Consider the following 26,299-nt stretch of genomic DNA (forward strand, 5'->3'; position numbering starts at 1 on the left):
GCCGAGCCGAGCCGAGCCGAGCCGAGCCGAGCCGAGCCGAGCCGAGCCGAGCCGAGGGCACGAGCACGAGCACGAGCACGAGCACGAGCACGAGCACGAGCACGAGCACGAGCACGAGCACGAGGAACAACCTTGAGCCCGGACGATGCTCTAAACGGCGTGCAAAGATTGGAGGCTGCGGCGCCTGAGGAGCAGGCTGCCGCTAAATGTCGGTCGCACGGTTTATGCGCTTAAACCGCGAAATCGGGCCACCCAGGACAATGGCGCCGTTCAACACCCTGCCGCTTAGCCAACCCATTGGTCTACCAATCGCACTCGCAGGCAGTTCACGGATCATGCGCCTCGGCGCCCAACACCGTTTTGCAGACGAGCAATACATTTGGGATGAAGCGAAAAGAAAACTACATCATCGCCACGAAAGCCAACCAGGCGTTGACAGCACACGCGCCGCGCGCTTACACAAGTGTCTGTCTCCGAACGGACTCAAATCCACTGCGTACCAAGCAACGCGTCAAATAAATAAAGCTCCACAGCAACACATCAACAAGCCAACTCCGCACCCGCTAAACTCCCACCCAACTGCCGCCGCGCACACTCATCCCCAAACCACACCCACCACCCCAAAACCCATGATCACGATCTACCACAACCCTCGTTGCTCAAAATCGCGCGCCACATGCGAGCTAATTACCACCACCTACAACAGCGCAAACGAAGCCACAGAAATCGTCGAATATCTGAAGCATCCGCTCACGGTCGAACAACTCAAGCAACTCAACGCGCAGCTAGGCTGCACCGTCCGTGAAATGATTCGCGACACCGAAACCGAATACAAGGACCTCCAGCTTTCCGACCTCACACTGACTGACACTCAGTTATACGAAGCATTGGCAAAACATCCGATCCTTCTGCAACGGCCGATCGTCGTGCGCAACGGGCAAGCCGTAATCGGCCGCCCGCCGGAGAACGTCGCTGCGTTATTCTCCTGAACGGCGTAACAAAGCGCCCAAATCGCAGCAACGTATCAAGCCAGCAAACTAAACTTTGCTACCCGGCAATGCCGCATCCTTGGTGACGATCTTCGTCGGAATGATGCGCAACTCGCTGAAGGCATCGGCAATACGTTGCTGTTCCGCAAGCACATTCGCATCGACGGGTTTGTACACGTGCGCGTAGTGCCGCAAACCCGCTTCGATCACGCCCGCGTCGAGCCCCTGAATCGGCGCGAGTTGCGCGGCGGCCTCGCTGTAATGCCCGCGAACCCATGCGCCCTCTTTGCTCACTTCGTCCATCGTGATGTCGAGCACATTGGCGTTTTGTTCCGCGAACGACCGCGCGCTCAGGAAGAACTGGTGATGGCTCACAATGCCGTCGGCATCCGCGAGCAAGCGCGCGTTCGACTGCCGCTTTGCCGCTTCGAGGAACGGATCCCAGATCGCCCATGCATCGATCGCACCGCGTTCGAAGGCGGCGCGCGCATCCGCTGGCGCCAGATAGACCGGCTGAATCTCGCCGTACTTCACGCCGGCTTTCTGTAGCGTTGCGACCAGAAACCAGTGAACATCCGAACCTTTGTTGAGGGCGATTTTCTTGCCCTTCAGATCAGCCAGCGTTTTGATCGGTGCATCCCGATGCACGAGGATGCCTTCGGCATGCGGCGTCGGGACCTCATAGGCGACGTAGACGAAGTTTGCGCCGGCGGCCTGCGCGAACACAGGCGGCGCCTCGCCGACATAGCCGAAGTCGATGGCGCCGACATTCAGTCCTTCCAGCAGCTGCGGTCCGGCAGCGAACTCGATCCATTTGACGGTGATTCCGAACGGCGCGAGCCGTTTTTCGAGCGTACCGTGCACCTTGAGCAACACGAGCGTATTGGCGGCTTTCTGATAACCGATGCGGAATTCCTTGGCGTGCGACTCGGCGGCAAAAGCGGACGTGGAAATGACGGGCAGCGTAACGGCGGCGAGCGTTGCGCCCACGCCGGCAATGAACGAGCGGCGCGTGAGCAGCGGATGACGTGACATGAGAGGGCTCGTAAAAAAGACGGACGCAAAACGGACCGATTGGCTCCGACAATAATTCGTCTGCAAGCCTGGACGAACCGATAAATTCGCATAAGCAAATCACGCGGACAAAACGAAGCAGGACGGCTCGTGCTTTGCCCGTCTGTCTGACTGCGTCGAATCTGAAGCGGCCGCTACAATCCGTTATCCGCGCCCGGCCGCGGCTGCGTCATTCGACAAAAAAGGAACACCGTGCATCTGACGACAACGCTCGCGCCGTGGTCATCCCACGACACCCAACTCATTTTGTCGTGCGTGCTTGGGCTCGCACTGATCATCGTTTTCATCAGTGTGCTGAAACTCGCGCCGTTCCTGTCGATCCTGGTCGGCACGTTCGCCGCGGGTTTTGCAGCCGGGCTGCCGCTCGAGGCCGTCGCCAGTGCGTTCAGTAAAGGCGCCGGCGCGCTGCTCGGCGACGTCGGCATCATCATCGCGCTCGGCGCCATGCTCGGCGCGCTCATGGCCGAATCCGGCGCTGCCGACCGGCTCGTCTCGACGATTCTCAAACACTCCACGCCTCGCACGCTGCCGTGGATGATGGCGGTCGTCGCGCTGATCATCGGCTTGCCGCTTTTCTTCGAAGTCGGCCTTGTCATGATGGTGCCGATCATCTTCGTCATGGCGCGCCGTTCGCAGCAACCTATCCTGCGCATCGCGATTCCGGCGTTGGCCGGCATGACCACGCTGCACGCTCTCCTGCCGCCGCATCCGGGTCCGCTGATCGCGGTGAGCGCGCTGCATGCCGATCTCGGCCTGACGCTCGGACTTGGTCTGATCGTCGCGATTCCCGCCGTGATTCTCGCGGGCCCGCTGTATGGCATCTGGTTGTCCAAGCGGATGCACGTGGTCGAACCGGAGGAAATGGGCAAGCTCTTCAGCGCCAACCAAGACACCGGCGAGCCGCCGAGTTTCGCGATCTCGCTCATCACGATCCTGTTGCCCGTTGTGTTGATGCTGGGGCGCACGGTCGCCAAGTTGCTGCTCCAGCCCGAAACGTTCCTGTTCAACACGCTGAATTTCTTGGGTGAGCCGCTGGTCGCGCTCGGCCTCACCGTGCTGTTCGCCGTCATGGCGTTGGGGTGGTCGCGGGGCATGGCGCGCGAGCGCGTCGGCGGGATCCTGCGCAAGAGCTTGCCGCCGATCGCCGCGCTGTTGCTGACCATCGGCGCCGGCGGCGGTCTCAAGCAGGCGCTTGTGGTGGCGGGCATCAGCTCGACCATCGGCAAGATCGCGGTCGGCGCGCACATGCCGCTGATTCTGCTGGCGTGGCTGATCGCCGTCGCGCTGCGCCAGGCGACGGGCTCGGCAACGGTTGCCACGACGACGACGGCCGGCATCGTCGCGCCGGTCGTCGCCGGTCTGAGCACGACGCACAATTCGCTGATGGCGCTCGCCATCGGCGCGGGTTCGGTGTTCTTCTGCCACGTGAACGATGCGGGCTTCTGGATGGTCCGCGAGTATTTCGGCCTGCAATTGAAACAGACCGTGCTGGTCTGGTCGGTGTTGCAGACGATCGTGTCCGTCGTCGGCCTCGCGCTCACGCTGGTGTTGTGGACCGTGCTGACTTGACGGCGCAACAGGCTCTCGCTGCGTTGGCAGGAATTGATGCGTGGCTGTCAATTCCGGGCGGCCGCCACCGCTTACACTGCCCGGCAGGCGAACTGCGGTCCCGCAGCGCGCTTCCCTGAAAACGCGGAGCCACCATGCTGGAACTGAGACCGTCCTGTGAAGGATGCGGCAAATCACTGCCGTCGAACGCGTCCGACGCTATGATCTGCACGTACGAGTGCACCTTTTGCGAAGTGTGCGCGCTCACTACGCTGCGCAACGTGTGTCCGAATTGCGGCGGCAATTTCCAGCGTCGACCGGTTCGTACGCGCGCGCAGCTTGAGAAACATCCGGCCGGCGCCACGCCGCATCCCGTTTCGATCGACGAAGCGTCGCACGCGCGTTTCTTCGAGCGCTATCGGGACACGCCGCCCGGCGAGCGCTAGATCAGATGGCGCGCTCATACGCGCCGTGACACCAAAACACGAGGCGCCGCGCGCTTCAATCGTCGGTATTCACCGCGCCCGGCGCGGCGATGCCGCTGACGGAATGCGCCGCCACGCGCAGCAGACGGATCTGCTTTCGATAGTTGCGGCAGCCGCTGCAGGTCGGCAGATGCAGACGGATCGCGACCCACTCGCCGGTCGTCAAGGAGCGGTCGAGCGCGTCGGACAACAAGCGCGTGATGTGCTTACATTTCCCCATTTGCGTCCTCGCTGGATAGGCCCTTCTCGCTCAGGCAGGTGCGCAAGCGCAGCCGCGCGCGGTAGATCAGCACGCTGCAATGATTCGCGGTCATCTGCAATTCCGCGCAAATCGCCTCGGTCTCGAGATCGAGGAATTCGCGCATCATGAACACGCGTCCGATGTGCTCGGGCAAGCGTTCCAGGCACATCTCGAACAAGGTCCAGAACTGGTGCTGACGCAGAACGGTTTCAGGTGTCGGCCACGGACGCGGCTTGCTTTCGCGCGACCAATGGCCGTTATCCTTGAACAGCTCGCGATCGAGCAAGCCTTCACCATCGAGCTCGGACTCGAGCGCCGACAGGTTGATCGTGCGTCGTCTGGCGCGCAGGGTGTCGACGAGTTTGTGCCGCAGGATGCCGAACACCCAGGTCTTGTGTTCCGATTGCGCAGCGAATCGATCGGCTTGCGTCCATGCCGCGGCGAGCGCTTCCTGGACGGCGTCTTCCGCGGCGGCGGCATCGCGCAGTTGCAAACGGGCGAAACGCACCAGATCGCGCCGCAGTTGCGTCAGATAAACGGGATCGTCGAGCGCCGGGCCGCCTACTTGCGCCATGGACGGCCCCGTCGGCGCAACGCTGTCTGGTGCATGTTTTTTGTTGGATCGTGGCGATTCATAAGCCGGTGGTTTTCCTCGCACTGTGGCTAAGCTTGTGCGCCATTCTCCCGCGAGCGGCTGTGCAATCGAATTGGTATTGAACATAGGCCCGACCATAAACGATGACCAGATGAACTTAGTCGCAGCGCACAGGCAGTTATGACAACCACAATAGATTATTGCGGAAATTGAAATCGCCGACGGGCGGTGTGCACAGTGTACTGCCGTGCAAGGATTATCCACGGCCAATCGGGGCTCGAAATTGATCCAAACAGTCGACCGGTTTATTTCAGGATTTGAAATAAAGTCTTCTTGTCTTCGTTGTTTTTCGGCGGGCGCTCAGCCGATATTCTCCAGTCCATCGATCGCACCCGATCGCGAACCAACGCTGAGGAGCAGCACCATGAAACGCATTCTTTCCGCCCTGATCGCTTCCGTCGCCCTGTTTGCAGCCGCTTCCGGCGCCGCTCACGCTGCCGCCCCGTCGCAATGCAACGGCCCGGCCTCCTACTGCAACGTGTTCTTCGGCAACTGATCGGCCGACGGGCGCGGACCCGTCGACGAGGAAGCTTCCGAAGTCAAAAAGAAGGGCGCCAGTTTTGGCGCCCTTTGCTTTTGGGCGAGAAAATCAGACCGCCAGCGTGATGCTGGCGTGAGGTCTTCGGCGGAGCACAGCGAACGCTTGAATTAACGCAGCAAATGCAGTCAGCCAATAAAAATCCAGAAAACACATGGTCCAAGGGAAGCAACACATCAGATAGACCAGCGGAAAAGAATACCCGGCAGTCCGAAGCAACACTCGCGCCCGGCACATAAATGCGGTCAACGCTCGCCCTACTAACGTGTTACAGTGGGTCAACAGATTGCAGTTCTCCTGCGCACCGCGCGCAGTCCCAGACGCAAACGCCTCGCATCACAGCGCCCTGAACCGAACAGGGTCCCTTCCTCCTAAGCAGTTCCTCGGTGTCGTCAACATGGCCTGATTGCATCGGCCGTTCTTTGTGCACATCGTCGATCAACACCACGTTTCGCCGGTACGCCGCGATCTGGCGGGCAGCGCGCCCGACAACCAAGCCACGTTCCACGAAAGCCATCACCGGAGACAAGCATCATGAGCAATACGATCAGAAGCTATCGAGGTCTTGAGATCTATCCGTTGGTGTATCCGCACCAGCCGAGCGGTCTCGACGGTATCCGCCACTACGATTCGGGCTTCGATGCCGCCGTGCGAATCTGCCGGCGCGGCACCGACGACACCGTGACCACCAGTCGCGTATTTCGCGTGCCGAGTCGCTCGCCGTTCGGCGCCGCCGGCGACGCGCGCATTGCTTCAACCAGTTATGCAGAGCAGGTCATCGACGGCATGGTCGCCGGCCAGTCGATTGTTGGACTCTGATGCGCGCGCCAATGGCAAGTCAAGCTACGAGGCGCTCACAGAGCGCGAATCTGCCGGCTCTCACGGGCCGCGAGAACTATCAGGTGATGGCGTCCTCGCGCCGTACGTCGAGCGGCACCGTGCCGACGCTCAAAGTGATCCGCTTGAGCGACGAACGGGTGATCTACCCGTTCCAGGGCCACGCCGACATGCCTTTTTTCGAACACGCCGAAGCAGCGCAGTCGTTCGCCGAAACCTACGGCTGGCAATTGGTGGATGGCGACATCGCAGTGCCGGAATGACGCGGTGAGTGCAGAGCCAAGCAATCTCGTGACGCAACGGCAACGACGCGGCAAGCCACAACGCCACGCCTGAGTGGCTTAGCGAGCCGCCTCACCACCGCAAATCACCCCCGCACCAACGGCAGCGTAGCGGCACAAGACAGCATGCCCGCCGCGCTACGGGCGACTAAATCTTCCCGCCACCATCCATGCCGCTACCGCGGCGCCACACTTCCTTGCCGCGTTCGGACAACTCGCCGCTGCTATGCGTGGCGTCCGCCTCCGTACCGTCGACCGCCATCTCGCCCCCGGCCTGTTCTTGTGCCCGCTGCTTTTCCTTCTTGCGAGCGGCGACTGCTTCGTCGTGGGATTTACCTGCGTGATTCGAACTCATGGCTCGTTCCTCCATCAAAAAACGTACTCATGCGGCGCACGTCACCGGTCATGTATGCTGGACGCGTCAGTTTCGGCCCGAACGGGACGGTAGCGAACACCCGTTTGCCTCAAAACGGCCTATCCCGAAAGCATGCTTGATTGACAAGGCAAAAGTACCAGTTATCCACAAGGTTATTCAGCGAATCTGTGGATAACTTTGTGCGATGCAAACTTATCCACAGCGCCTTTTTCCGTCGTACATGCCCCAAAAGTGGTGGTGCCGGTATTTCGGCGCCCGCCATCCCCGCCGCCCTGGCTTTTGCCTATGATGGACAGTTCGTACCCTTTTGCGCCTCGAGCGCCTCACATAAGGAAGCGAATCATGGCCTATCACATTGCAGTTGTCGTTGGCAGCTTGCGTCGAGAGTCGTTCAACCGGCAGTTGGCCCAGGCGGTCATTTCACTGGCGCCGTCAGACTTCACCTTCGAATTCATCGATATAGGCTCATTACCGCTCTACAGCCAGGACTACGATGCCGACTACCCGGAAGCCGGCAAGCATTTGAAGCAGCGCATTGAAGCCGCCGACGGCCTGCTATTCGTCACCCCCGAATACAACCGCTCCATACCCGGCGTGCTGAAAAATGCGCTCGATTGGGGCTCGCGCCCGTGGGGCACCAACTCCTGGGGCGGCAAACCCGGTGCCGTGATCGGCACGTCGCTGGGCGCGACCGGCACGGCGTTGGCGCAGCAGCATCTGCGCAATGTGCTGGCGTATCTCGATGTCGCGGTGCTCGGTCAACCCGAGGTGTTCATCAAGCACGATGCGACGGTCATCAACGAGAAAGGCGAGATCCTGAACGACGGTACGCGCAAGTTTCTACAAACTTTCGTCGATCGCTACGTTGCGTGGGTCAAACATCGGGGCGCTGCTTAACGCGGCCGGCGCGATAACTGCGCGAGACAGGAGCAAGCCGATCGCAAGACGAAGGCGGTGGCATGCCGTAATCGCAAGGCCCGCCACCGCGAACGCTTTCAAATTCAGACGTGATGATGCCCCGTCACCCGCTCCCAGCCGTGACGCACGGCTAGCTTGAAACGCTCCCATGTGCTGTCCGGCGAGGTGCTTTCCCAATGGCGTCGTGCTTCCGGTTCGACGTCGTCCCACGGCTGGTCGCGATAGCGCATGTCCTTGCCGATCTCAGCGCCATAGCGGTACGCCGGCACGTAGTCTTCGTAACGTGCGTTTTCGGCGGCGTACTGCTCGTCGTAGTGCGCGCGGAAATCTTCCTCGTATTCGAGATATTCGTTCGGCATCTGCGAGCCAAGACCGGCGGTCGGCTGACCTGCTTCGGATACGACTTCGGACGGCTGCATGACCGCACCCGATCCCGGCATCGACCCCGCGGCGATCGCGCTACGGCCCACGTCGCCGACGAGCGGATCCGTCACCGGTTCGTTGATCGGATCCATCACAGGCCGCTCGCTGAGCGGCGGCGGCACGAACGGCTCGGCGTCGGTGCTGCCCGGCGGCACCGTGTACCGTGGCTCAGTGATCGTGGCAGGCCGTTCACGTTCATATGCCGCGGCATCCGCGGCGGCGGCGGTTGCAGCCTGCTTCGACACACTCGATGTACGCGGCGTACCCGGCGTCGCGGCACCGCCGATGCCAAGTTCATCGAGAACGGAGTGCTCGCGGCCGGTTTCATCGATTGGCGTGTCCCAATCGGGCGCGCGTTCGCCGATATCGGTGGCGCCTAGTCTGACCAAGGTATTGCGAGCGAGGTCCGCATGCGCTTCACTCACCGCGTTGACGCACACCAGCACGGCGCCGCGGCGTACAGCCTCGGTATAACGCGCCGTTTCCGCGGCACGTGGACCGCTAGCGAACAGGCTCGACAGGAAGCGTTCGATATTCGCCAGCACGCCTGAACTGGCAACTTCGTCGGTTGCCGAGCCGACCGACGGTTCTGGATTCGCCTGCAATTCGATCGTGTCGCGGCCGAAACCAGCCTGGACGAGCGAATCGCGCGCGGCTTCCGCTTGAGCATAGGTGCCGAATAAACCAATCACGGTGTGTCGCATGGCTGTCTCCCGACGTAATTTAGGCACAACGGACGACGCGCCAACGCACCGCCCCTCCCGCCGTATTCGCCGCAACGATCATGCCGGGCCCCATGTGGCGGACCTGCGCGCCCGCTGGCGCGGACCCGCGCGCGGCGTCCATAAAGAAAGCGCGGCGTGACGCTGCCGCGCTTTTACAACCACCGGTAATGTCAGACATTGGAACCAATGTCCGCCGCCGCCCGCCTCAGTCCGCCGTGTGCGCCGCCGGGTCGGTGCCCGTCTGCGTCAGATCCCGCTGGATTGTTTGCAGAAGTTCTTCCAGCAAACCGATATCGAAAGGCTTGGACAGCACGCGCACGTCGACGTGGCGCGCCCGGTCGAGTTCTTCGGCGTAGCCGGTAACCAGAATGACCGGCAGTTTGGTGTGGAATGCAAGCACCGCCTCGGCCAGATCGATGCCGTTCAGGGTGCCGGGCATATGGATATCGGACAGCACCAGATCGAACGGAAGCGGTTCGCCGGTGCGCGCTTGCCGCGCGTGGGCGTCGTCGAACAGGCGCAGCGCCGTGTCGGCGTTGAAGACGCACGTGACCTGATGGCCCATCATCTGCAGCAGGGCTTCGGTGCCGGCGGCCACTTCCTCGTTGTCTTCGACCAGCAGAATGCGCAAGCCCGGCGGCCCGCCGCTCTCCTCGGCGCCGGAGTCCGGTGGCCCGTCGACCTCCGGCTCAGCCGTGGCCCGCGGCAAATAGAGACGCACGGACGTGCCCGCGCCGACTGCGCTATCGATCGCGGCGAGGCCGCCGGAGCGCTCGCAGAACGCGAAAACCTGCGGCAAGCCGAGTCCCGTGCCCATGCCCTTCGGCTTGGTCGTGAACAGCGGTTCGAACGCGCGCGCGAGCACCTCGGGCGCCATCCCCGCGCCGGTATCTTCGAGCGAGAGTTGCACGAAGTCGCCCGTCAGCGGGAAGCCCTCTTCGTGCCGGAAATGGATGTTGGTGGCGCGCACCGTGAAGCGCCCGCCGTTCGGCATGGCATCGCGCGCGTTCACCGCGACGTTGATGAGCGCCAGTTCCAGTTCGGCGACGTCGACGCGCATCGGCCAGATTTCGACGCCGATATCGATCACCAGTGACACCTTCGCGCCGAGCGAAGCGCGCAGCAACTCGCGGCACGCCGGCAGCCAGCGTTCGAGCGACAGCGTCTCGTTGCGCAGCGGCTGTTTGCGCGCCACGCCGAGCAATTGCCGCGTAAGCGACTGGCCGCTCTTGAGCGCCCGCTCCATTGCCGACAGTTCGCGGTCCAGACCCGTTACGCCGCGCCGCCGCGCGATCTGCACGTTGGCCGAGAGGATCATCAGCAGATTGTTGAAGTCGTGCGCGACGCTGCCCACCAGCGTGCCCAGCGCTTCCATCTTGCGCGATTGACGATACGCCGATTCGATCGAACGCCGCATGGACGCCTCGGCCTGCCAGCGCTCCCACGCCTCCTGTTCGGCGCCGAGGCGGCGCAGCGACAGCCAGATCACACACCACAAGGCGATGGACGGCGTGAACATCGACAGGATCAGCACGCCGAGGTGCCGGTACCACGCAGCCCAGATCGCCGAGGCACGATAGCCGCACACCACATACACGGGATACGAACCGACGTGGCGGAACGCGAGAATCAGATTTTCGCCGTCGACGTTCGAATGCATGCGCACCACGCCGGCCCGCCTTCCTTGCGCGAGGGCTTCGGCGAACGGCGTTTGCGCGGCCATGGCATTGGGCTCGCGCGGCGTGCGCGGATAGTGCGCGAGGATGGAGCCGTCTGCGCGCACGAGGCTCATGGTCATCGGCGTGCCGTTGCTGCTGCCGCTGCCGCCGAGCAGTTCGCGGTAGAACGCGTCGAAATAGCTCGGCCGCAGCGCGACAGAGACCACGCCGGCGAACGAGCCGTCGGCGCCAAGCCGTTCGACGCCCATGTTGAACACCTGTTCGCCGGCGACGTGCCCCGTCATGACTTTCGACACATGCTCGAGATCCTTGCCGTCGCGAATGCCGATGAAATCTTCACGCTCGCCGACCGAGATGGCCGGCGCCGGCAGGTAGCGGCTGCTGGCGAGCAAGGCGCCGTCGCGCCCGAAGATCGACACCGCGGCCACTTGCGGATAGCCGCCGCCCATCACGCGCAGCTTCTCGTGAATGGCGGCTTCGCGGGCGCGAATGCCGGCGTCGTCCAGTCCCTCGGTCAGATCGACGATGCGCGCGTCGAGCGTCTCGTTCATGTCGAACACTTTCAGCGCGTGTTCTTCGGCGATTCGCACGGTGCGCAGCGTCATGTCGGTGGCGTCGGCATCGCGCGTGCGCAAATCGCTGATGGCCATGGCCGCGACATACACGCACGGCAGCACGATCGCCACGATCAGCAGCGCGATCAGCGTGATGCGCCGCACATGGAAGTTCTGTTCCGGCACGGCGGGGAACAACGCCTCATCCTGCCGGCTGGCGGCAAGGCGGCTCGCGGGCGGCGGTTCGGACCGGTCTGGTGTCATTGTCGATAAAGCGAAGGTCGTTCGGGACGCAGAGGCCGGGAGTCAGCATCATACGAGAAGCATAGACACGGAGCGGCGGTAGAAGTTACCCGCGGCAAACGAAGCCCGCCATGAAGCCGTTTGCGGCGCCGTCGCGACTGGCGATTCATTTGTCTGCTTTTAAAACAGCGACGAATTGAGAAGCGCAAACGTACACAAAAGCATGGAAGCAGGAAATTCCTTCTGAATCTACCAAAATATTTTCATAAATAGAATTTAATGAGAAAATCTCTTTAATGAAAGTGAAATTGGCGAGTTGCCTTTCCGCCGTTTTGCTTCGAGAATCAGCGCCATGATAAAAATGCGTCCGCCATGTTCGGATGCATCTGCCGCGAGGGCACCCAGCCAAACCACGCGTACAACGCGTGGCGGAAGGCGCTCGCGGAATCACGCGCGCGGCAAGGGACCAGCCCGATCCACGAAGCCGCGCAGATTCATCTACGGGGTAGGCTTCGAACATGCCGGTCATCGCCGTCGTCCACCGTGCGCGTACGCTTTCAGGCGTGCCCACCGGTTCCGTCCATCGCGCCTCGCCGCGTGCGCTCCTCGCTCGCCTGCAATCCGCATTTCAGCAAGCTTCAGCCCACTTTGCCGCCGGTCGACAGACTTCGCGCTAAAGAATCCCCCTCGATCCGCCGTTAACGCGAATGAGCTAATTCCGCTTTCCGACCCGCCCATGCCTTTGCCTATTGTGATCGCCGATGATTCGTTGCTTGCCCGCAAAGTGCTCACCAGGGCATTGCCGCCGGACTGGGAGGTCGACGTGTCTTACGCATCGAACGGGCGCGAAGCGCTTGCTTTGTATCGTGAAGGCAAAGCGTCGGTGATGTTCCTCGACCTGACCATGCCGGACATGACCGGCTATCAGGTGCTGGAAGCGCTGCAGCACGAGGATCTGAACACTTTCGTCATCGTCGTCTCCGCCGATGTTCAGCCGATGGCCCAATCGCGCGTGCGCGCGCTCGGCGCCGCGGCGTTCATCGCGAAGCCCGTGACGCCCGAGGCGGTACTACCCATCCTCAAGGAGTACGGGTTGTATGTCTGAGCCAGTCCTCAACGAAGACCAGCGCGACGCGCTGCAGGAGGTCGCCAATCTGGCGATGGGCCAAGCCGCGACGCGTCTTGCGCGGCTGCTCGATGCGTTCATCGAATTGTCGGTGCCGCGCGTGAAGGTCGTGGAGGTCAGCGAGGCGGCGCAGGCGCTGCGGGAGATGACCGGGATCGAAGACACGGTGAGCGCGGTGCGCCAGGGCTTCCGCTCCGATATCAAGGGCGAGGCGCTGGTGATCTGCCGCAGCGACAGCATCGAGCAACTGTGTGCGCTCGTCAGCGATCCGTACTCGCGCTCGGCTTACGAGGCGGTGAGCCAGACGGAGCTGGTGTTCGACGTGGCCAACGTGCTGACCGGCGCCTGCGTGTCGTGCATTCTGGACCAGCTCGGCCGCACGCCGGTCTTCTCCGCGCCGGGCTTGCTCGGCGAAGCCATGACGCTCGACGAAGTCTTCCAGCCCGGCGTGCTGCAGTGGGAAGTGGCCTTGCTGGTAGAAGTGAATTTCGCGCTCGAAGACCAGAGCTTCCGCGCGCACCTCGTCATGCTGATGGCCGAGGAATCGATTCGCCACATGAACGGGGCGCTCGACGCGCTGCTGTCGAGCCTATGAATGTGCCCGTGGACTCGTTGAGCGATCTGGTGGTCGAACGTGTCGGTTTTGGCATCTTCGTGCTGGACCGCGACATGAACGTGCTCATGTGGAATCGCTTCATGCAGGATCACAGCGGATTGACACCGGACCAGGTGGTCGGCAAGTCGCTGTACACGCATTTTCCGGAATTGCCGCGCGTGTGGCTGTCGCGCAAGATCGAAAGCGTGTTTCAGCTCGGCAGCTTTGCGTTCAGTTCGTGGGAACAGCGCCCGTATCTCTTCAAGTTCGATCACGACCGGCCGATTACCGGCGGCGTCGACTTCATGCAGCAGGATTGCACCTTCATGCCGCTCATGCGCGAGCGCGAAGTGGTGGCCGTGTGCGTCACCATTTCCGACGTCACGCACGTGAGCATCGTGCAGCGCGAACGCGAGGAAGCGGTCGCGAAGCTGCAGGAATATGCCGATCGCGACGGCCTGACGGGTATCGCCAACCGCCGTTTCTTCGAGGCGCGCCTGCGCGACGAATACACGCGCTGGCAGCGCTACGGCGGCGATATGTCGGTGCTGCTGTTCGATCTCGATCACTTCAAGAAAATCAACGACCAGTTCGGCCACGGTGTCGGAGACACGGTGTTGCGCGTGATGGCGCAGCGCGTCGCCGAGGTGGTGCGGGCGCAGGATACCTTCGGGCGCTTCGGCGGCGAGGAGTTCGCGTTGCTGCTGCCGTGCACGCCGCTCGACGACGCGATGCGCGTCGCGGAAAAGATCCGCTGCACGATTGCCGACACGCCGGTCGAAGTGCACGGGACCGGCGTGCCGGTGACGGCGAGCGTCGGCGGCGCCTCGGCGCGGGTCGGCGTGCCTTCGTACGACGTGCTCATCAACGAGGCCGACGCGGCGCTCTACAGCGCGAAGCGGCAAGGGCGCAACCGCTCGGTCGCGTTCGTCTAAGGATTTCACAGAGCCGCGGCGTCGCGCTTCGCACGAGACGCGTTTCAAGCCCTGCGGCAAGCTGTCTGACGACCCGCGCCACCGCCGCCAGACTTCCTTCCGGCCCCATATCCGCCGACGAAACTGCGGCATCTCACAAACGTTGATATACTTTTCGCCGTTTCCGGCCTCCCAGCCGGGTGTTTCGCGCGTGTCCGCGCGCGCGTGCCACCAGCCCTGCGGGTGGCCATCAAACTTCTTGAACGCCTTTCAGCGGGCGCCTCCAGCGGAGATCGTCTTGGCTGTTTCCAATCTCGTCGTGGACGATACAGAAATCGACGCCGCTGCCGCCACGTCCGGCAGCTCGTTCTATCTCGCCATGCGCATCCTGCCGGCCGCGCAGCGCGATGCGATGTATCAGGTCTACGCGTTCTGCCGCGCCGTCGACGACATCGCCGACAGCGACCTGCCGCGCGCCGAACGCGCCGCCGCGCTCGAGCGCTGGCGTGCCGATATCGACGCGTGCTACGCCGGCGCGCCGCGCGCTTCGCTGCGCGCGCTGACGCGGCACATTCACACGTTTCACCTGCAACGCGAAGATTTTCACGCGATGATCGACGGCATGGCGATGGACGCCGCCGAAGACATCTGCGCGCCCGACGAAGCCACGCTCGACCTCTATTGCGACCGCGTCGCCAGCGCGGCAGGCCGTCTATCGGTGAGGATATTCGGGATGCAGGAAGAGCCCGGCCGTTTGCTCGCGCATCATCTGGGCCGCGCGCTGCAGCTCACCAACATCCTGCGCGATATCGACGAAGACGCCGGCATCAACCGCTGTTATCTGCCGCACGAATTGCTGGCGCGCGAAGGCATCGCGGTGACGAATCCCACGCAGATCGCCGACGACCCGTCGCTGCCGCGCGTGTGCGCCACCCTCGCCGAGCGGGCGAAGGAGCACTTCGCCGCCTCCGACGCGATCATGGACCGCGAGCCGCGCAACCATGTGCGTGCGCCGCGCATCATGTCGGGCGTGTATCGCTTGCTGCTCGAACGGACGCTGGAACGCGGCTTCGACATTCCGCGCACGAAGGTCAGCAAGCCGAAGCTCCGCATGCTGTGGATCGTCGCGCGTTACGCGCTTTTCTGAGCTGATGCAAAGGCTCGTACATGTGGTCGGAGCGGGCCTTGCCGGCCTGGCCGCCGCAGTGCAGCTGCAGCGGCGTGGCGCGCACGTCGTGCTGCATGAAGCGGCTGCCCAGGCGGGCGGCCGTTGCCGCTCGTACTACGACGCCAAGCTGGGCGCGACGCTCGACACCGGCAATCACATGGTGGTGTCGGGCAACGCCGCGACCCTCAACTACGCGCGCGCGATCGGCGCCGCCGACGAACTGGTCGGCCCGGCCCAGCCCGAGTATCCGTTCGTGGATCTGGCCACGCGGGCTCGCTGGACCGTGCGTCTGTCGCCGGGACATCTGCCTTGGTGGGTCTTCGACCCGAACGCGCGCGTGCCGAATACCGGACCGGCCGACTATCTGACGCTCGCGCCGCTTCTGTTCGCCCGGCCGGGACGCAGCGTCGCGCAGACCATGCGTTGCAACGGTCCGTTGTGGGACCGTCTGCTGCGGCCGCTGTTTCACGCGATGCTGAACGTCGAGCCGCGCGATGCGTCGGCGGAACTGACGGGCGCCATGGTGCGCGAGGCGTTGCTTGCCGGCGGCCTAGCGTGCCGGCCGCTGGTGGCGCGTAACGGCCTTGGCAGCGCCTTCGTCGATCCGGCCTTGCGCCTGCTGCAACATGGCGGCGCGGCGATCAGGCTGGGTTCGCGCCTGGACGGAATCGTCTTTGCCGCCGACAACCGCCGCGTGCAAGCGCTGCATTTCGCCGACGAGAGCGTCACGCTCGACGCGAACCATGCGGTGATTCTCGCGGTGCCGCCGGACATCGCGCAGACGCTCGTGCAGGGTTTGCGCGCACCGACGCGCTTCGCGGCCACCGTCAACGTGCATTTCGCGGTCGACCCGCCGTTTGGCTTGCCGCAGGTCACCGGGCTGCTCAACGGCACGGCCGAGTGGCTGTTTGCCTTTGAAGGCCGCTTGTCGGTGACCGTCAACGGTGCTGAGCGCTTGCTCGACACGCCGCATGAAGCCCTCGCGGCCACCGTCTGGGCCGAAGTGGCGCAGGCTGCCAGCTTGCCGGTCGCGCCGATGCCGGCCTGGCAAGTCGTCGTGGAAAAACGTGCGACCTTCGCCGCGCTGCCCGATCAGGAAACGCGGCGGCCCGGCACGCGCACTCGCTGGAACAACCTCATGCTCGCGGGCGACTGGACGGCTACCGGCCTGCCCGCGACGATAGAAGGCGCGATCCGCTCCGGCCAGAAGGCCGCGGATACGTTGCTGAATGAACCGATGGAACGCCGATGAACGATTTATCTCAAGCCCAGCCGCTGGACGCCGTCCTGCCCGATTTCGCCGACGCAGCGCCGAGCGCCCCCGCGCCAGCCATTATGGGCGAGGCGCCCACGGCATCGCTCGACGCCGCGATCACGCGCGCGACCGATGCGATTCTCGCCGCGCAAAAGCCCGACGGCCACTGGGTCTACGAACTCGAAGCCGACGCGACGATCCCCGCCGAATACGTGCTGCTGGTTCACTATCTCGGCGAAACGCCGAACCTCGAACTGGAACAGAAGATCGCGCGCTATCTGCGGCGCATCCAGTTGCCCGACGGCGGCTGGCCGCTGTTCACCGACGGCGCGCTCGACATCAGCGCCAGCGTGAAAGCGTATTTCGCGCTGAAGATGATCGGCGACCCGGCCGACGCCGAGCACATGGTTCGCGCGCGCGAGGCGATTCTCGCCCACGGCGGCGCCGAAACCGTGAACGTCTTCACACGGATTCTGCTCGCGCTGTTCGGCGTGGTGTCGTGGCGCGCGGTGCCGATGATGCCCGTCGAGATCATGCTGTTGCCCGTGTGGTTCCCGTTTCATCTGTCGAAGGTGTCGTACTGGGCGCGTACCGTGATCGTGCCGCTGCTCGTGCTCAATGCAAAGCGGCCGGTGGCGCGCAATCCGCGCCGCGTGCGCATCGACGAGCTGTTCCGCGGCGCGCCGGTCAACACCGGCCCGCGCGATCGGGCGCCGCATCAGCACGCCGGCTGGTTCCGGTTTTTCAGTGGCGTGGACGTGTTGCTGCGCGCTGTCGATGGCCTGTTCCCGAAGGCCACGCGCGAGCGCGCGGTGCGGCAGGCGGTGGCTTTCGTCGACGAACGGCTGAATGGCGAAGACGGCCTCGGCGCGATTTTCCCCGCGATGGCGAACTCGGTGATGATGTACGACGTGCTTGGTTATCCGGCCGATCATCCGAATCGCGCGATTGCTCGCCAGTCGATCGACAAGCTCCTCGTTATCAAGGATGACGAAGCATATTGCCAGCCGTGTCTGTCGCCGGTGTGGGATACGTCGCTCGCGGCTCATGCGCTGCTCGAAACCGGCGAGGCGCATGCCGAACAGGCCGCCGAACGCGGGCTCGCGTGGCTGCGTCCGCTGCAGATTCTCGACGTGCGCGGCGACTGGATTTCGCGCCGTCCGAATGTGCGGCCTGGCGGCTGGGCGTTCCAGTACAACAACGCGCATTACCCGGACGTCGACGATACGGCGGTGGTCGCCATGGCGATGCAGCGCTCGGCAACGGTGACGCAATCCGATGTGGATCGCGACGCCATTGCGCGGGCGCGTGAATGGGTGGTCGGCATGCAGAGCAGCGACGGCGGCTGGGGCGCGTTCGAGCCGGAAAACACGCAGTACTACCTGAACAACATTCCGTTCTCCGATCACGGCGCCCTGCTCGATCCGCCGACCGCGGACGTCTCGGGCCGCTGCCTGTCGATGCTCGCGCAACTCGGCGAACTGCCGCAGAACAGCGAGCCGGCGCAACGCGCGTTCGACTACATGCTGAAGGAGCAGGAATCGGACGGCAGCTGGTACGGCCGCTGGGGCTTGAACTACATTTATGGCACGTGGACCGCGCTGTGTTCGCTGAACGCTGCCGGCCTGCCACACGACGACCCGCGCATGAAGCGTGCGGCGCAGTGGCTCCTGTCGATCCAGAACGAAGACGGCGGCTGGGGCGAGGGCGGCGAGAGCTACAAGCTCGACTACCACGGCTACGAGCGCGCGCCGAGCACGGCTTCGCAAACCGCGTGGGCTCTCATGGGCCTGATGGCGGCCGGCGAGGTCAATCACGAAGCGGTGGCGCGCGGCGTCGCGTACCTGGAGCGCGAACAACGCGAGCACGGTCTCTGGGACGAAACACGTTTCACCGCGACCGGCTTCCCGCGTGTGTTCTATCTGCGTTATCACGGCTATCGCAAGTTCTTCCCGTTGTGGGCGCTGGCGCGCTTCCGTCATCTGAAGCGCAATGGCCTCACGCGCGTCGCGGTCGGGATGTAACGGATGCCGCTTTCCACAAGCCCGTCAGCCGATGACGGCCGCAGTCCCTTGCCGGTGATCGTGGTGACGGGAATGGCGTTCGAAGCGCGCATCGCCCGCGGCGAAGGCGTCGAGGTCGTCTACGCGGCGCGCGCCGATCTGCTGGAGCGCGCGTTGAGCGCGGCGGTCGAACGCGGCTGTTCGGGCATTGTCAGTTTTGGCACGGCGGGCGGTTTGGCGCCGGATCTGGAGCCGGGCTCTCTGATCGTCGCGGATGCCGTCGAGGGGCCGTTTGGGCGCCTTCAGACCGATCGGCCATGGTCGGACAGGCTTGCGGCCGCGCTGGCGGCCGGGCCGCTCTCAACGCGTTTGCGGCGCGGTCTCGTGGCGGCGGTCGCCGCGCCTTTGGTGAGCGCCGGCGACAAGGACGTGCTGCATCGCTCGAATGGCGCGTTGGCGGTGGATATGGAGTCGCACATCGCCGGGGCGAAGGCCGCCGCGCATGGCGTGCCGTTTGCCGTGTGCCGAGCGATCGTCGATCCGGCGTGGCGCACGCTGCCTTCGGCGGCGACCGCTGGCCTGCGCGACGACGGCAGCACGGCGCTGGGGCCGATTCTGCGGGAATTGGCGCGACAGCCGTCGCAACTCGGCGCGCTGATCCAGGTAGCCGTCGACGCCCGGGCGGCGCGCCTCTCGCTGGTGCAGGCGCGGCACGCGATCGGCGAGGCGGGCGTTTTTCGCATGGCCATCGCCTGAACATGGGGCGCGTTGCGCGCCGAAGCGGTAAGCAGTAACTCGTCCGGTTCTGTGCCGGCGTCGAGTCCGCTATACGGGGCGCCCGTTCTGGGCGCCTCGTCTAAATCCCAATACCTATTGCGTCACCGGCGCGGAAGCCGGTTGAGCGCTGTCGGCCGGCGCGGCGCGCGGTGTCGGTGCGGCCGTGCCTGAAGCGCCATTGGGCGCGGCAGCCGGCGCAGCCGGCGTCGACCCTGCCGCGCCGCTCGCGGGCGTTTCGCCTGGATCGCTGTAGTTGGGCACGCCGGCCGGGGCGCCCGTGGCAGCGCCAGAGGCGGCATTTGGGGCTTCCGCGGCGTCGCCCGGATCCGCGTAGTTCGGCAGCGCGCCTGCCGCGGGTGCCGCCGAGGCGCCGGAGTCGCCCTGATCGTCATAGTTCGGCAGCGGCGCTGCGTTGTCGCCGGTGCCGCGCAGACGCGCACGGCGTTGCTGCGTATAGGCATCGCGCACGAACGAGTACTTGTCGAGCGCAGCCTGCTGCAGCAGGTCCGATGCACCCAGCAGGTCTGAACGCACGCTCACGAACTGCAGCACGTACAGAGGATTGCGCACCGCCGGCTCCATGTAGTTCAGCGGGTTGAACTTCACGTCGACGATCAGCCCCATGCTGTCACGCACCGTGCTCGGCCCGAATAGCGGCAGTACGAGGTACGGGCCCGATGGAATACCCCAGTGCCCCAGCGTCAGGCCGAAATCCTGATGATGTTTGGGCAACCCAGCCGGCGTCGCCCAATCGAGCAGGCCGCCCAGGCCAAAGGTCGAATTGAACGCGAAACGGACGAAGTCTTCGGTCGCGTCGGTGATCTTCAACTGCAGCAGCGCGTTCGCGGCGTTGGTCAGATCGCCTAGATTCGAGAAGAAGTTGCTCACGGCGGTGCGCAACGGTTGCGGCGTCACCTTCTGGTAACCCTTCGCCACCGGAACGGCGACGTACCGGTCCAAGCCGTCGTTGAAGTTGAACACGACCCGGTTCATCGGTTCGAACGGGTCGCCGGGTTTGCGGTCGGGGCCGGTGGCGCAGCCAGAGATCAAACCGGTGGCGACGAGCGCCAGCGCGGCGTTACGCAGCTTCATGCTTATATTCCTTTTTGCTTCGCGCGACGTGAGCGCGGCTTGCCCATCAACACGGGTTGAAACACCACTGCGCCGATCAGTGTGCAGAACAGGGAGAGCGCCAGCAAGCGCCCCATGCTCGACGTCCCCGGATGGTGCGACAGCCAGAGGCTGCCGAACGCTGTCGCCGTGGTCGCCGCGCTGAACAGCACGGCGTGGGTCAGGCTCGACTGCAGCAGACCAGTCTGACCGTGGCGCCACGCCATCACGAAGTAGATCTTGAACGCTACGCCGACGCCGAGCATCAGCGGCAAAGCGATGATATTCGCAAAGTTCAGCGGCATGCCGAATACCACGCACAACTCGAGCGTCACGAGCGCCGACACGAGCAGCGGAACCAGTGTGCGCAGCATGTCGCCGACGCGCCGCAGCGCGATCCACAGCAGGATCGCAATGGACACGAGCGCGTAGCCGGCGGCCTGCAGGAACGCCTTGATGATGGTATCGGCCGAATGCAGGATCGAGATCGGGCCGCCGATCGCGCCCGGCTCCGCCTTCTTCACCGCATGGGCGAAGTGCGCGAGCATGACGTCGTCGTTCGGATCGGTGCCGGGTTTCACCTTCGGCGAGATGTCGACGAGCGCGCGGCCGTCCTTCGAGACCCAGGCTTTGGAGATTTCCTTGGGCAGATTCTCGCGCGTGATCTCGGTGGGTTGCAGCAGGTTGGCCAGCTGCTTCAACGCAATGCGCAGCGTCTCGGACATCGCGGTTTCTGCGCGATCGCGCGCGGCGGCGTCGGCGGCGGCTAACTTCTGCAATGTGGCGGACAGATGCTTGGCTTCGGCGGCGCCGGGGCCTGGGTGATCGTCGGCGGCGAGCGAGAGCTGGTTCGACGCGCGCTTGAGCGCGGCCACGCGGATGGCGTCCGTTGCCTGTTGCGCGGGCTGTTGCTGCAGCGCGGGCAATAGCTGCTGCGCGGCGCTCGCGATCAGCATCAGCTTTTGCTGCTGGTCGGCGGGAACGAAGGTGTCGAGCGTGTTGACGCGGCCCACTTCCGGCAACGTGCGCAGATGGGCGGCCATGCGGTCGGCGTCGGCGAGCGAGGGCGCCAGCACATGCACGTTGTTGACCGCGGCCTCCGGCGAATCCTTCAGCGACATCAGCGTCGCCATCGACTCCGTATGCGGGTCCTTCAGATGCAGCGGGTTGAAGTCGAAGCGCAAATGCGTGAGCAGCGGCGTGGCGCCGATCACGACGATCAACGTGCCGATCAGCACCGGCTTGCGATGATGATCGAGAAAATCGTCGACGGGCGCGAGTTGCTTGAAGCCGGGCGAACCGGCTTCACCTGGCGGCCTGAAAATCTTCAGCAGGGCCGGCAGCAAAGTCATGTTGGTGAAGTACGCGACGAACATGCCGACGCCCGCGATTTCGCCCAACTCCGACACACCGCGGTAAGCCGTCGGCAGGAACGAGAAGAAGCTCAACGCGACCGCGACCGCAGCGAGCGTGAGCGGCACGCCGATACTGTGCGACGTGTGCATCAGCGCGGCGGAAAGCCGGTTGTCGCGATTGCGCTCCTCACGATACTTGACGCCGAACTGCACGCCGAAATCGACCCCGAGCCCGACGAACAGCACCATGAAGGCGACCGAAATCATGTTGAGCGCGCCCACCAGCATCAAGCCGAGCGCCGCGGTGATCGCGAGCCCGACGAACAGCGTGATGAACACAGCGGCGATCATGCGGCCCGAGCGCAGCGCCAGCCACAAAATGATCAGCACGACGATGAAGGTGCCGATACCGTTGAGCACCGCGCCATCCTTGACCGAAGCGAACTCTTCGTCGGCGAGCGGCTGTTCGCCGGTCAGACGGACGGTAGCGCCGTAGCGCGAATCGAGGTGCAGCGCGGCGGCGGTGGCGCGGATCGACTTCGAAGCCGACGCGCCCGGCTCCAGCGCGTCGTAGTTCACGACCGGTTGCACGATGACGAAGGCGCGCGCCGGCTCGGCAGCCGCGCTCTTGTCGACCAGCGCTCGCCACGAGAAGGCGGCCGGCTGGCCGGCCAGCACGCGGTCGAGCGTGCTCGCGCTTTGCGACAGCAGATGGCTCATGTCGCCGAGCTTTACCTGACCGAGTTGAAGCGGCAGCAACAGACTCGTGGTCAGCGTGCCGGCAAGGCCGGTCAGGCTCGGATCGTGGGCGAGGGCGTTGACGAGCGGGCGCGACTGGACGAGCTGCGAGGTGGTCGACATGACCTCGTCGAGGGACGGGAACAGCAGGCCATTGTGTTCGAAGAACGGGCCGCCGGCCGGCTGCGAAACCGCTACGAACTCCTTGGGATCGGCCTTGAGCGCGGTGGTCAGGGCTTGCGCGGCGGCATCGGCGAATTCCGGCGCGCGCGCTTCGACGACCACCAGCACGGTTTGGCCGCGATCCGGGAAGGCCTCGTCCACAGCGTGTTCGAGCGCCGACCATTGCTTGTCGTTCTCGATGAGACGGCTGATGTCCGTGTTGATCTTGAAGTTATAGGCAACGTAGAAACCGCTCAGAACGGCGAGCACGAGCGACAGTGCGACGACCTTTAGCGGATGACGCACTGAATAGGCGACGAGACGGACAATAGATGACTTCAGCATGTAGGCGAACGTGGCCTTATCACGGTTGTTGTTTTTGACGAAAGTGCACAAGTATACAGAGCCGGAGGGCTCAGTCTCCGGTTCGGTAGCAAGTGCGGCTCCCGCACACGCTCCGCAGGGCGGGAACGCAATCTCGGTATACTGGTCTATCCTGCTCTCGCCGCGTGCTTGCAAGCCCGGCGGCGCTTACTTCTTCCAGGTTCTGTCGAACGTATGAAACGTTATCTGTCTGCTTTTCTGGCTGCGGCCTTGGTGTCCACTGCGGCATATGCGCAAAGCGCGCCCGACGCGGTGGTAAAAAGTGCTGTCGAGGGCACGGTGGCCGCAATGAAGGCTGACCCGCAGGCGCGCGGCGGCGACATGGCCAAGATCACCCAACTGGTCGAGTCGCGCTTCCTGCCGGCCACGGACTTTCAGCGCACCACGCGCATCGCGGTCGGCAAGGCCTGGTCCACCGCGACGCCCGACCAGCAAAAACAACTGTACGAGCAGTTTACGCTGCTGCTCACGCGCACTTACGCAGCCTCGCTGTCGCAACTGCGTGACCAGGACGTGAAGTTCAAGTTCGCGCCGGTCAACGTGCCGGCCGGCGCCAAAGACGTGGTCGTGCAATCGCACGTGCTGAGCAATGGCGGCGACGACGCGATCGACTATCGAATGACCAAGGATGCCGCCGGCTGGAAGGTCTACGACATCAACATGATGGGCGCGTGGCTGATCCAGGTGTATCAGACGCAATTCGCCGATCAGATTTCCAAAGGCGGCATCGACGGGCTGATCAAGTTTTTGACCGCTCACAATGCGCGTGGCGCTGGGTAACGGTTGATTCCCTCGCGTCGCAATGAGTGAGGCATGAGGCATAAAAAAAGCGCGGTGGCTTGATGGCCACCGCGCTTTTTTGCATACAGGACAAAGGACGGCGCGAGGCCGCCCGTTCGGCCGCTTAGGTTGCAGCCGTCGCCGTCTGCACTTTCTTGCCCTTGCCCGACACCTTGATCTCTTCCAGCTTGATCTCGACGTGACGCGAGAAGACATACTCGGCGGGACGTTGCTTATCCAAAGGAATGTCCTTCGTAAAAGCGCCCGACGTCTTCGGACCGCGCAGGCTGACCTTCAGCGCCTTCAGCGGATGCGTGACCGTATCCATCACGGCGGTCGCTTCGAAACCGCAGTGCACCATGCAGTCCGCGCACTTTTCGTAGTTACCCGTGCCGTATTTTTCCCACTGCGTGGTTTCCATCAGTTCCTTGAAGGTCTTCACGTAACCTTCGCCGACCAGATAGCACGGCTTTTGCCAGCCGAATACGGTACGCGCGGGGTTGCCCCACGGCGTGCATTCGTACGTCTGGTTGCCTGCCAGGAAGTCGAGGAACATGCTCGACTGGCTGAACGACCAGTTCTTGCCGTTGTTGCCGCGCTTGAAAATTTCGCGGAACAGGTGCTTGGTCTTGTCGCGGTTCAGGAAGTGCTGCTGATCCGGCGCGCGTTCGTACGCGTAACCCGGCGAGACGGTGATGCCGTCCACGCCCATCGGGCCCAGCGTGTCGAAGAACGCAGCGACGCGTTCCGGCACGGCGTCGTTGAACAACGTGCAGTTGATGTTCACGCGGAAACCGCGGCGCTTCGCTTCCTTGATGGCGGCGACCGCCTTGTCGTACACGCCTTCCTGCGACACCGAGTGATCGTGGGCCTGCTGATCGCCGTCGAGGTGAACCGACCAGACGAAGTACGGATTCGGCTCGTAGTCGTCCATCTTCTTTTCCATCAGCAGCGCGTTCGTGCACAGGTACACGAACTTCTTGCGCGCCATGATGCCCTTCACGATCTGCGGCATTTCCTTGTGCAGCAGCGGTTCGCCGCCTGCGATCGAGACCACCGGCGCATTGCACTCGTCGACGGCTTCAAGGCATTCTTGCAGCGACAGGCGCTGATTCAAGATGGGATCCGGATAATCGATCTTGCCGCAGCCATTGCAGGCGAGGTTGCAGCGGAACAGCGGCTCCAGCATCAGGGCGAGCGGGTAGCGTTTGTTACCGGACAGATGCTGACGCATGATGTATGCGCCGACCCGGACTTTCTGTAGCAGCGGAATAGACAAGACGTCCTCCTTAAACTTCGCGTGCAGCGAGTGGTTGCATCAGCTTCGATGGCAACTTGAATTCGACCTTTTCTTCACGGCCCGCCATCGTCGTGACATCGACGGGCCCCAATGCGCTCAGCGCATCGATTACGTTCTTGACCATCTCTTCCGGCGCCGAAGCGCCGGCCGTGATGCCGACGGTCTGCACGTTCGCAAACCATTCCGGCTTCACTTCCGAACCGTCGGCGACGAGATAGCTCGCCACGCCGCTTTCGCTGCCGATCTCGCGCAGCCGGTTCGAGTTCGAACTATTGGTTGCGCCCACCACCAGCAGCACGTCGACCTGCTTGCTCAACTCGCGCACCGCCGCCTGGCGGTTTTGCGTGGCATAGCAGATGTCGCGCGTATCCGGACCGACGATGTCGGTGAAGCGGCGCAGCAGCGCATCGATAATGCCACGCGTGTCGTCCACCGACAGCGTGGTCTGCGTGACATAGGCGAGCGGCGTGTCGACCGGCAGATCGAGGTGCGCGACCTCGGCCTCGCTCTGCACCAGCAGCACTTTGCCTGGAATCTGGCCGATCGTGCCTTCCACTTCCGGATGCCCGGCGTGGCCGATCAGAATCAGCGTGCGGCCGGCGCCGACGTACTGGCGGCCCTGCACGTGCACTTTGGTAACAAGCGGGCAGGTCGCGTCGAGCACGTCGAGACCCCGCGCTTCGGCGTCGCGCTCAACCGTTTGAGCGACACCGTGCGCGCTGAAAATCGCCACGGCGCCTTGCGGCACTTCATCGAGTTCCTCGACGAAGCGCGCGCCTTTCTGGCGCAAATTGTCGACCACGTGCCGATTGTGAACAATCTCGTGGCGGACATACACGGGTGCGCCGTGTTGCTGTAACGCGCGATCGACGATCTCGATTGCGCGAACAACACCCGCACAAAAGCCGCGGGGTTGAGCAAGGATGACTCGCATAAGTTGGCGAACTCCGACTGACGCGGGTTTCGAAGAAGTCGGTAAATCTGACTTTATCGCCGCGATCATCTAATTAGTTGACGTCTTGAGCCCCGGCGACGTGCCGGTACAGCAAAACCAAACGCGCATTCT

26 protein-coding genes are annotated in these 26,299 nt (G+C 63.7%); 15 read left to right on the top strand and 11 right to left on the bottom strand.

The features are described from left to right. Positions 1-629 precede the first annotated feature (629 nt). Positions 630-989: an arsenate reductase (glutaredoxin) gene (gene arsC / locus ACFSNN_RS08745; RefSeq protein WP_134465520.1), complete on the top strand. Its 360-nt coding sequence runs from the start codon at positions 630-632 to the stop codon at positions 987-989. Between the two features lie 48 nt (positions 990-1,037). On the opposite strand, the gene ACFSNN_RS08750 is transcribed toward arsC, so the two are convergent. Continuing rightward, entirely contained in the window at positions 1,038-2,024 is a 987-nt protein-coding gene (locus ACFSNN_RS08750; protein ID WP_134461293.1) for a sulfonate ABC transporter substrate-binding protein, read from the bottom strand. A gap of 231 nt (positions 2,025-2,255) precedes the next feature. Between ACFSNN_RS08750 and ACFSNN_RS08755 the strand changes: the two genes are divergently transcribed. Then, positions 2,256-3,632, top strand: a complete 1,377-nt coding sequence (locus ACFSNN_RS08755; RefSeq protein ID WP_134461290.1) for a GntT/GntP/DsdX family permease — start codon at positions 2,256-2,258, stop codon at positions 3,630-3,632. Positions 3,633-3,766: 134 nt separating this feature from the next. Continuing rightward, on the top strand, positions 3,767-4,057 hold the full coding sequence (locus ACFSNN_RS08760; RefSeq protein WP_134461287.1) for a DUF1272 domain-containing protein: 291 nt from the start codon (positions 3,767-3,769) through the stop codon (positions 4,055-4,057). 55 nt (positions 4,058-4,112) lie between these two features. On the opposite strand, the gene ACFSNN_RS08765 is transcribed toward ACFSNN_RS08760, so the two are convergent. Then, positions 4,113-4,316 (bottom strand): zf-HC2 domain-containing protein, encoded by a 204-nt coding sequence (locus ACFSNN_RS08765; RefSeq protein WP_134461284.1) that lies wholly within the window; start codon positions 4,314-4,316, stop codon positions 4,113-4,115. Beyond that, positions 4,303-4,911 (bottom strand): RNA polymerase factor sigma-70, encoded by a 609-nt coding sequence (locus ACFSNN_RS08770; RefSeq protein ID WP_134461281.1) that lies wholly within the window; start codon positions 4,909-4,911, stop codon positions 4,303-4,305. Before ACFSNN_RS08770 ends, ACFSNN_RS08765 begins: the two co-directional genes overlap by 14 nt. Before the next feature lie 445 nt (positions 4,912-5,356). On the opposite strand from ACFSNN_RS08770, the gene ACFSNN_RS08775 reads away from it, so the two are divergent. The 3 genes from ACFSNN_RS08775 (at position 5,357) to ACFSNN_RS08785 (ending at position 6,630) form a co-directional block, all read left to right on the top strand. Then, on the top strand, positions 5,357-5,488 hold the full coding sequence (locus ACFSNN_RS08775; RefSeq protein WP_013341997.1) for a hypothetical protein: 132 nt from the start codon (positions 5,357-5,359) through the stop codon (positions 5,486-5,488). A 576-nt stretch (positions 5,489-6,064) separates the two neighbouring features. Then, positions 6,065-6,349, top strand: coding sequence for a hypothetical protein (locus tag ACFSNN_RS08780; protein ID WP_134461278.1), 285 nt, complete (start codon positions 6,065-6,067; stop codon positions 6,347-6,349). A gap of 11 nt (positions 6,350-6,360) precedes the next feature. Continuing rightward, complete coding sequence (locus tag ACFSNN_RS08785; protein ID WP_244322899.1) at positions 6,361-6,630, top strand: DUF6723 family protein; 270 nt, start codon at positions 6,361-6,363, stop codon at positions 6,628-6,630. A gap of 166 nt (positions 6,631-6,796) precedes the next feature. Here the strand turns inward: ACFSNN_RS08785 and ACFSNN_RS08790 are convergent, their stop codons facing one another. Further along, the gene (locus tag ACFSNN_RS08790; RefSeq protein ID WP_134461272.1) at positions 6,797-7,003 is read right to left on the bottom strand and encodes a hypothetical protein; all 207 of its coding nucleotides are present in this window, start codon (positions 7,001-7,003) and stop codon (positions 6,797-6,799) included. A 363-nt stretch (positions 7,004-7,366) separates the two neighbouring features. Here ACFSNN_RS08790 and ACFSNN_RS08795 point away from each other — a divergent pair, with 363 nt between their 5' ends. After that, positions 7,367-7,921, top strand: a complete 555-nt coding sequence (locus ACFSNN_RS08795) for an NADPH-dependent FMN reductase (RefSeq protein WP_134461269.1) — start codon at positions 7,367-7,369, stop codon at positions 7,919-7,921. Positions 7,922-8,025: 104 nt separating this feature from the next. Here ACFSNN_RS08795 and ACFSNN_RS08800 read toward each other — a convergent pair whose 3' ends face one another. The 3 genes from ACFSNN_RS08800 to ACFSNN_RS08810 form a co-directional block, all read right to left on the bottom strand. Continuing rightward, positions 8,026-9,069: a hypothetical protein gene (locus tag ACFSNN_RS08800; RefSeq protein ID WP_134461266.1), complete on the bottom strand. Its 1,044-nt coding sequence runs from the start codon at positions 9,067-9,069 to the stop codon at positions 8,026-8,028. 226 nt (positions 9,070-9,295) lie between these two features. Further along, a complete protein-coding gene (locus ACFSNN_RS08805) occupies positions 9,296-11,587 on the bottom strand; it encodes a hybrid sensor histidine kinase/response regulator (RefSeq protein WP_134461263.1) in 2,292 nt (763 codons plus the stop codon). A 145-nt stretch (positions 11,588-11,732) separates the two neighbouring features. Next, positions 11,733-12,086, bottom strand: coding sequence for a hypothetical protein (locus ACFSNN_RS08810; RefSeq protein ID WP_134461260.1), 354 nt, complete (start codon positions 12,084-12,086; stop codon positions 11,733-11,735). Between the two features lie 216 nt (positions 12,087-12,302). Between ACFSNN_RS08810 and ACFSNN_RS08815 the strand changes: the two genes are divergently transcribed. The 7 genes from ACFSNN_RS08815 (at position 12,303) to ACFSNN_RS08845 (ending at position 19,383) form a co-directional block, all read left to right on the top strand. After that, positions 12,303-12,671, top strand: coding sequence for a response regulator (locus ACFSNN_RS08815; RefSeq protein WP_134461257.1), 369 nt, complete (start codon positions 12,303-12,305; stop codon positions 12,669-12,671). Then, positions 12,664-13,287, top strand: coding sequence for a chemotaxis protein CheC (locus ACFSNN_RS08820; protein ID WP_012428809.1), 624 nt, complete (start codon positions 12,664-12,666; stop codon positions 13,285-13,287). Before ACFSNN_RS08815 ends, ACFSNN_RS08820 begins: the two co-directional genes overlap by 8 nt. Next, positions 13,284-14,222 carry a sensor domain-containing diguanylate cyclase gene (locus ACFSNN_RS08825; protein WP_134461254.1) on the top strand — a complete coding sequence of 313 codons (939 nt, stop codon included), beginning with the start codon at positions 13,284-13,286 and terminating at the stop codon, positions 14,220-14,222. Before ACFSNN_RS08820 ends, ACFSNN_RS08825 begins: the two co-directional genes overlap by 4 nt. Before the next feature lie 277 nt (positions 14,223-14,499). Beyond that, positions 14,500-15,348 carry a presqualene diphosphate synthase HpnD gene (hpnD, locus tag ACFSNN_RS08830; protein WP_106281481.1) on the top strand — a complete coding sequence of 283 codons (849 nt, stop codon included), beginning with the start codon at positions 14,500-14,502 and terminating at the stop codon, positions 15,346-15,348. Between the two features lie 4 nt (positions 15,349-15,352). Then, positions 15,353-16,621 (top strand): hydroxysqualene dehydroxylase HpnE, encoded by a 1,269-nt coding sequence (gene hpnE, locus ACFSNN_RS08835; protein WP_134461251.1) that lies wholly within the window; start codon positions 15,353-15,355, stop codon positions 16,619-16,621. Then, positions 16,618-18,648, top strand: coding sequence for a squalene--hopene cyclase (shc, locus tag ACFSNN_RS08840; RefSeq protein ID WP_134461248.1), 2,031 nt, complete (start codon positions 16,618-16,620; stop codon positions 18,646-18,648). The genes hpnE and shc overlap by 4 nt, the downstream gene beginning before the upstream one ends. Before the next feature lie 3 nt (positions 18,649-18,651). Next, positions 18,652-19,383 (top strand): phosphorylase, encoded by a 732-nt coding sequence (locus tag ACFSNN_RS08845; RefSeq protein ID WP_134461245.1) that lies wholly within the window; start codon positions 18,652-18,654, stop codon positions 19,381-19,383. A gap of 114 nt (positions 19,384-19,497) precedes the next feature. On the opposite strand, the gene ACFSNN_RS08850 is transcribed toward ACFSNN_RS08845, so the two are convergent. Both ACFSNN_RS08850 and hpnN read right to left on the bottom strand, forming a co-directional pair. After that, complete coding sequence (locus ACFSNN_RS08850) at positions 19,498-20,496, bottom strand: MlaA family lipoprotein (RefSeq protein ID WP_134461242.1); 999 nt, start codon at positions 20,494-20,496, stop codon at positions 19,498-19,500. 2 nt (positions 20,497-20,498) lie between these two features. Further along, entirely contained in the window at positions 20,499-23,114 is a 2,616-nt protein-coding gene (gene hpnN / locus ACFSNN_RS08855; protein ID WP_134461239.1) for a hopanoid transporter HpnN, read from the bottom strand. 213 nt (positions 23,115-23,327) lie between these two features. Between hpnN and ACFSNN_RS08860 the strand changes: the two genes are divergently transcribed. After that, on the top strand, positions 23,328-23,933 hold the full coding sequence (locus tag ACFSNN_RS08860; protein WP_134461237.1) for an MlaC/ttg2D family ABC transporter substrate-binding protein: 606 nt from the start codon (positions 23,328-23,330) through the stop codon (positions 23,931-23,933). A gap of 124 nt (positions 23,934-24,057) precedes the next feature. On the opposite strand, the gene hpnH is transcribed toward ACFSNN_RS08860, so the two are convergent. Together hpnH and ispH are read right to left on the bottom strand one after the other, a co-directional pair. Next, positions 24,058-25,212 (bottom strand): adenosyl-hopene transferase HpnH, encoded by a 1,155-nt coding sequence (gene hpnH / locus ACFSNN_RS08865; protein WP_012428819.1) that lies wholly within the window; start codon positions 25,210-25,212, stop codon positions 24,058-24,060. Between the two features lie 10 nt (positions 25,213-25,222). Then, a complete protein-coding gene (gene ispH, locus ACFSNN_RS08870) occupies positions 25,223-26,167 on the bottom strand; it encodes a 4-hydroxy-3-methylbut-2-enyl diphosphate reductase (RefSeq protein WP_012428820.1) in 945 nt (314 codons plus the stop codon). Positions 26,168-26,299 lie beyond the last annotated feature (132 nt).

This window comes from Paraburkholderia dipogonis, assembly GCF_042680985.1.
In the GTDB taxonomy this organism is placed as follows: Bacteria; Pseudomonadota; Gammaproteobacteria; order Burkholderiales; family Burkholderiaceae; genus Paraburkholderia; species Paraburkholderia phytofirmans.

What these genes read in the sequence shown, in the direction of transcription:
- ACFSNN_RS08765 (WP_134461284.1), bottom strand. Translation starts at nt 4,316, where the DNA reads ATGGGGAAATGTAAGCACATCACGCGCTTGTTGTCCGACGCGCTCGAC.
- ACFSNN_RS08845 (WP_134461245.1), top strand. Translation starts at nt 18,652, where the DNA reads ATGCCGCTTTCCACAAGCCCGTCAGCCGATGACGGCCGCAGTCCCTTG.
- arsC (WP_134465520.1), top strand. Translation starts at nt 630, where the DNA reads ATGATCACGATCTACCACAACCCTCGTTGCTCAAAATCGCGCGCCACA.
- ACFSNN_RS08775 (WP_013341997.1), top strand. Translation starts at nt 5,357, where the DNA reads ATGAAACGCATTCTTTCCGCCCTGATCGCTTCCGTCGCCCTGTTTGCA.
- ACFSNN_RS08825 (WP_134461254.1), top strand. Translation starts at nt 13,284, where the DNA reads ATGAATGTGCCCGTGGACTCGTTGAGCGATCTGGTGGTCGAACGTGTC.
- ACFSNN_RS08750 (WP_134461293.1), bottom strand. Translation starts at nt 2,024, where the DNA reads ATGTCACGTCATCCGCTGCTCACGCGCCGCTCGTTCATTGCCGGCGTG.
- ACFSNN_RS08785 (WP_244322899.1), top strand. Translation starts at nt 6,361, where the DNA reads ATGGCAAGTCAAGCTACGAGGCGCTCACAGAGCGCGAATCTGCCGGCT.
- ACFSNN_RS08815 (WP_134461257.1), top strand. Translation starts at nt 12,303, where the DNA reads ATGCCTTTGCCTATTGTGATCGCCGATGATTCGTTGCTTGCCCGCAAA.
- ACFSNN_RS08850 (WP_134461242.1), bottom strand. Translation starts at nt 20,496, where the DNA reads ATGAAGCTGCGTAACGCCGCGCTGGCGCTCGTCGCCACCGGTTTGATC.
- ispH (WP_012428820.1), bottom strand. Translation starts at nt 26,167, where the DNA reads ATGCGAGTCATCCTTGCTCAACCCCGCGGCTTTTGTGCGGGTGTTGTT.
- ACFSNN_RS08790 (WP_134461272.1), bottom strand. Translation starts at nt 7,003, where the DNA reads ATGAGTTCGAATCACGCAGGTAAATCCCACGACGAAGCAGTCGCCGCT.
- hpnE (WP_134461251.1), top strand. Translation starts at nt 15,353, where the DNA reads ATGCAAAGGCTCGTACATGTGGTCGGAGCGGGCCTTGCCGGCCTGGCC.
- ACFSNN_RS08805 (WP_134461263.1), bottom strand. Translation starts at nt 11,587, where the DNA reads ATGACACCAGACCGGTCCGAACCGCCGCCCGCGAGCCGCCTTGCCGCC.
- ACFSNN_RS08780 (WP_134461278.1), top strand. Translation starts at nt 6,065, where the DNA reads ATGAGCAATACGATCAGAAGCTATCGAGGTCTTGAGATCTATCCGTTG.
- ACFSNN_RS08860 (WP_134461237.1), top strand. Translation starts at nt 23,328, where the DNA reads ATGAAACGTTATCTGTCTGCTTTTCTGGCTGCGGCCTTGGTGTCCACT.
- shc (WP_134461248.1), top strand. Translation starts at nt 16,618, where the DNA reads ATGAACGATTTATCTCAAGCCCAGCCGCTGGACGCCGTCCTGCCCGAT.
- ACFSNN_RS08760 (WP_134461287.1), top strand. Translation starts at nt 3,767, where the DNA reads ATGCTGGAACTGAGACCGTCCTGTGAAGGATGCGGCAAATCACTGCCG.
- ACFSNN_RS08810 (WP_134461260.1), bottom strand. Translation starts at nt 12,086, where the DNA reads ATGTTCGAAGCCTACCCCGTAGATGAATCTGCGCGGCTTCGTGGATCG.
- ACFSNN_RS08770 (WP_134461281.1), bottom strand. Translation starts at nt 4,911, where the DNA reads ATGGCGCAAGTAGGCGGCCCGGCGCTCGACGATCCCGTTTATCTGACG.
- ACFSNN_RS08800 (WP_134461266.1), bottom strand. Translation starts at nt 9,069, where the DNA reads ATGCGACACACCGTGATTGGTTTATTCGGCACCTATGCTCAAGCGGAA.
- hpnN (WP_134461239.1), bottom strand. Translation starts at nt 23,114, where the DNA reads ATGCTGAAGTCATCTATTGTCCGTCTCGTCGCCTATTCAGTGCGTCAT.
- ACFSNN_RS08820 (WP_012428809.1), top strand. Translation starts at nt 12,664, where the DNA reads ATGTCTGAGCCAGTCCTCAACGAAGACCAGCGCGACGCGCTGCAGGAG.
- ACFSNN_RS08795 (WP_134461269.1), top strand. Translation starts at nt 7,367, where the DNA reads ATGGCCTATCACATTGCAGTTGTCGTTGGCAGCTTGCGTCGAGAGTCG.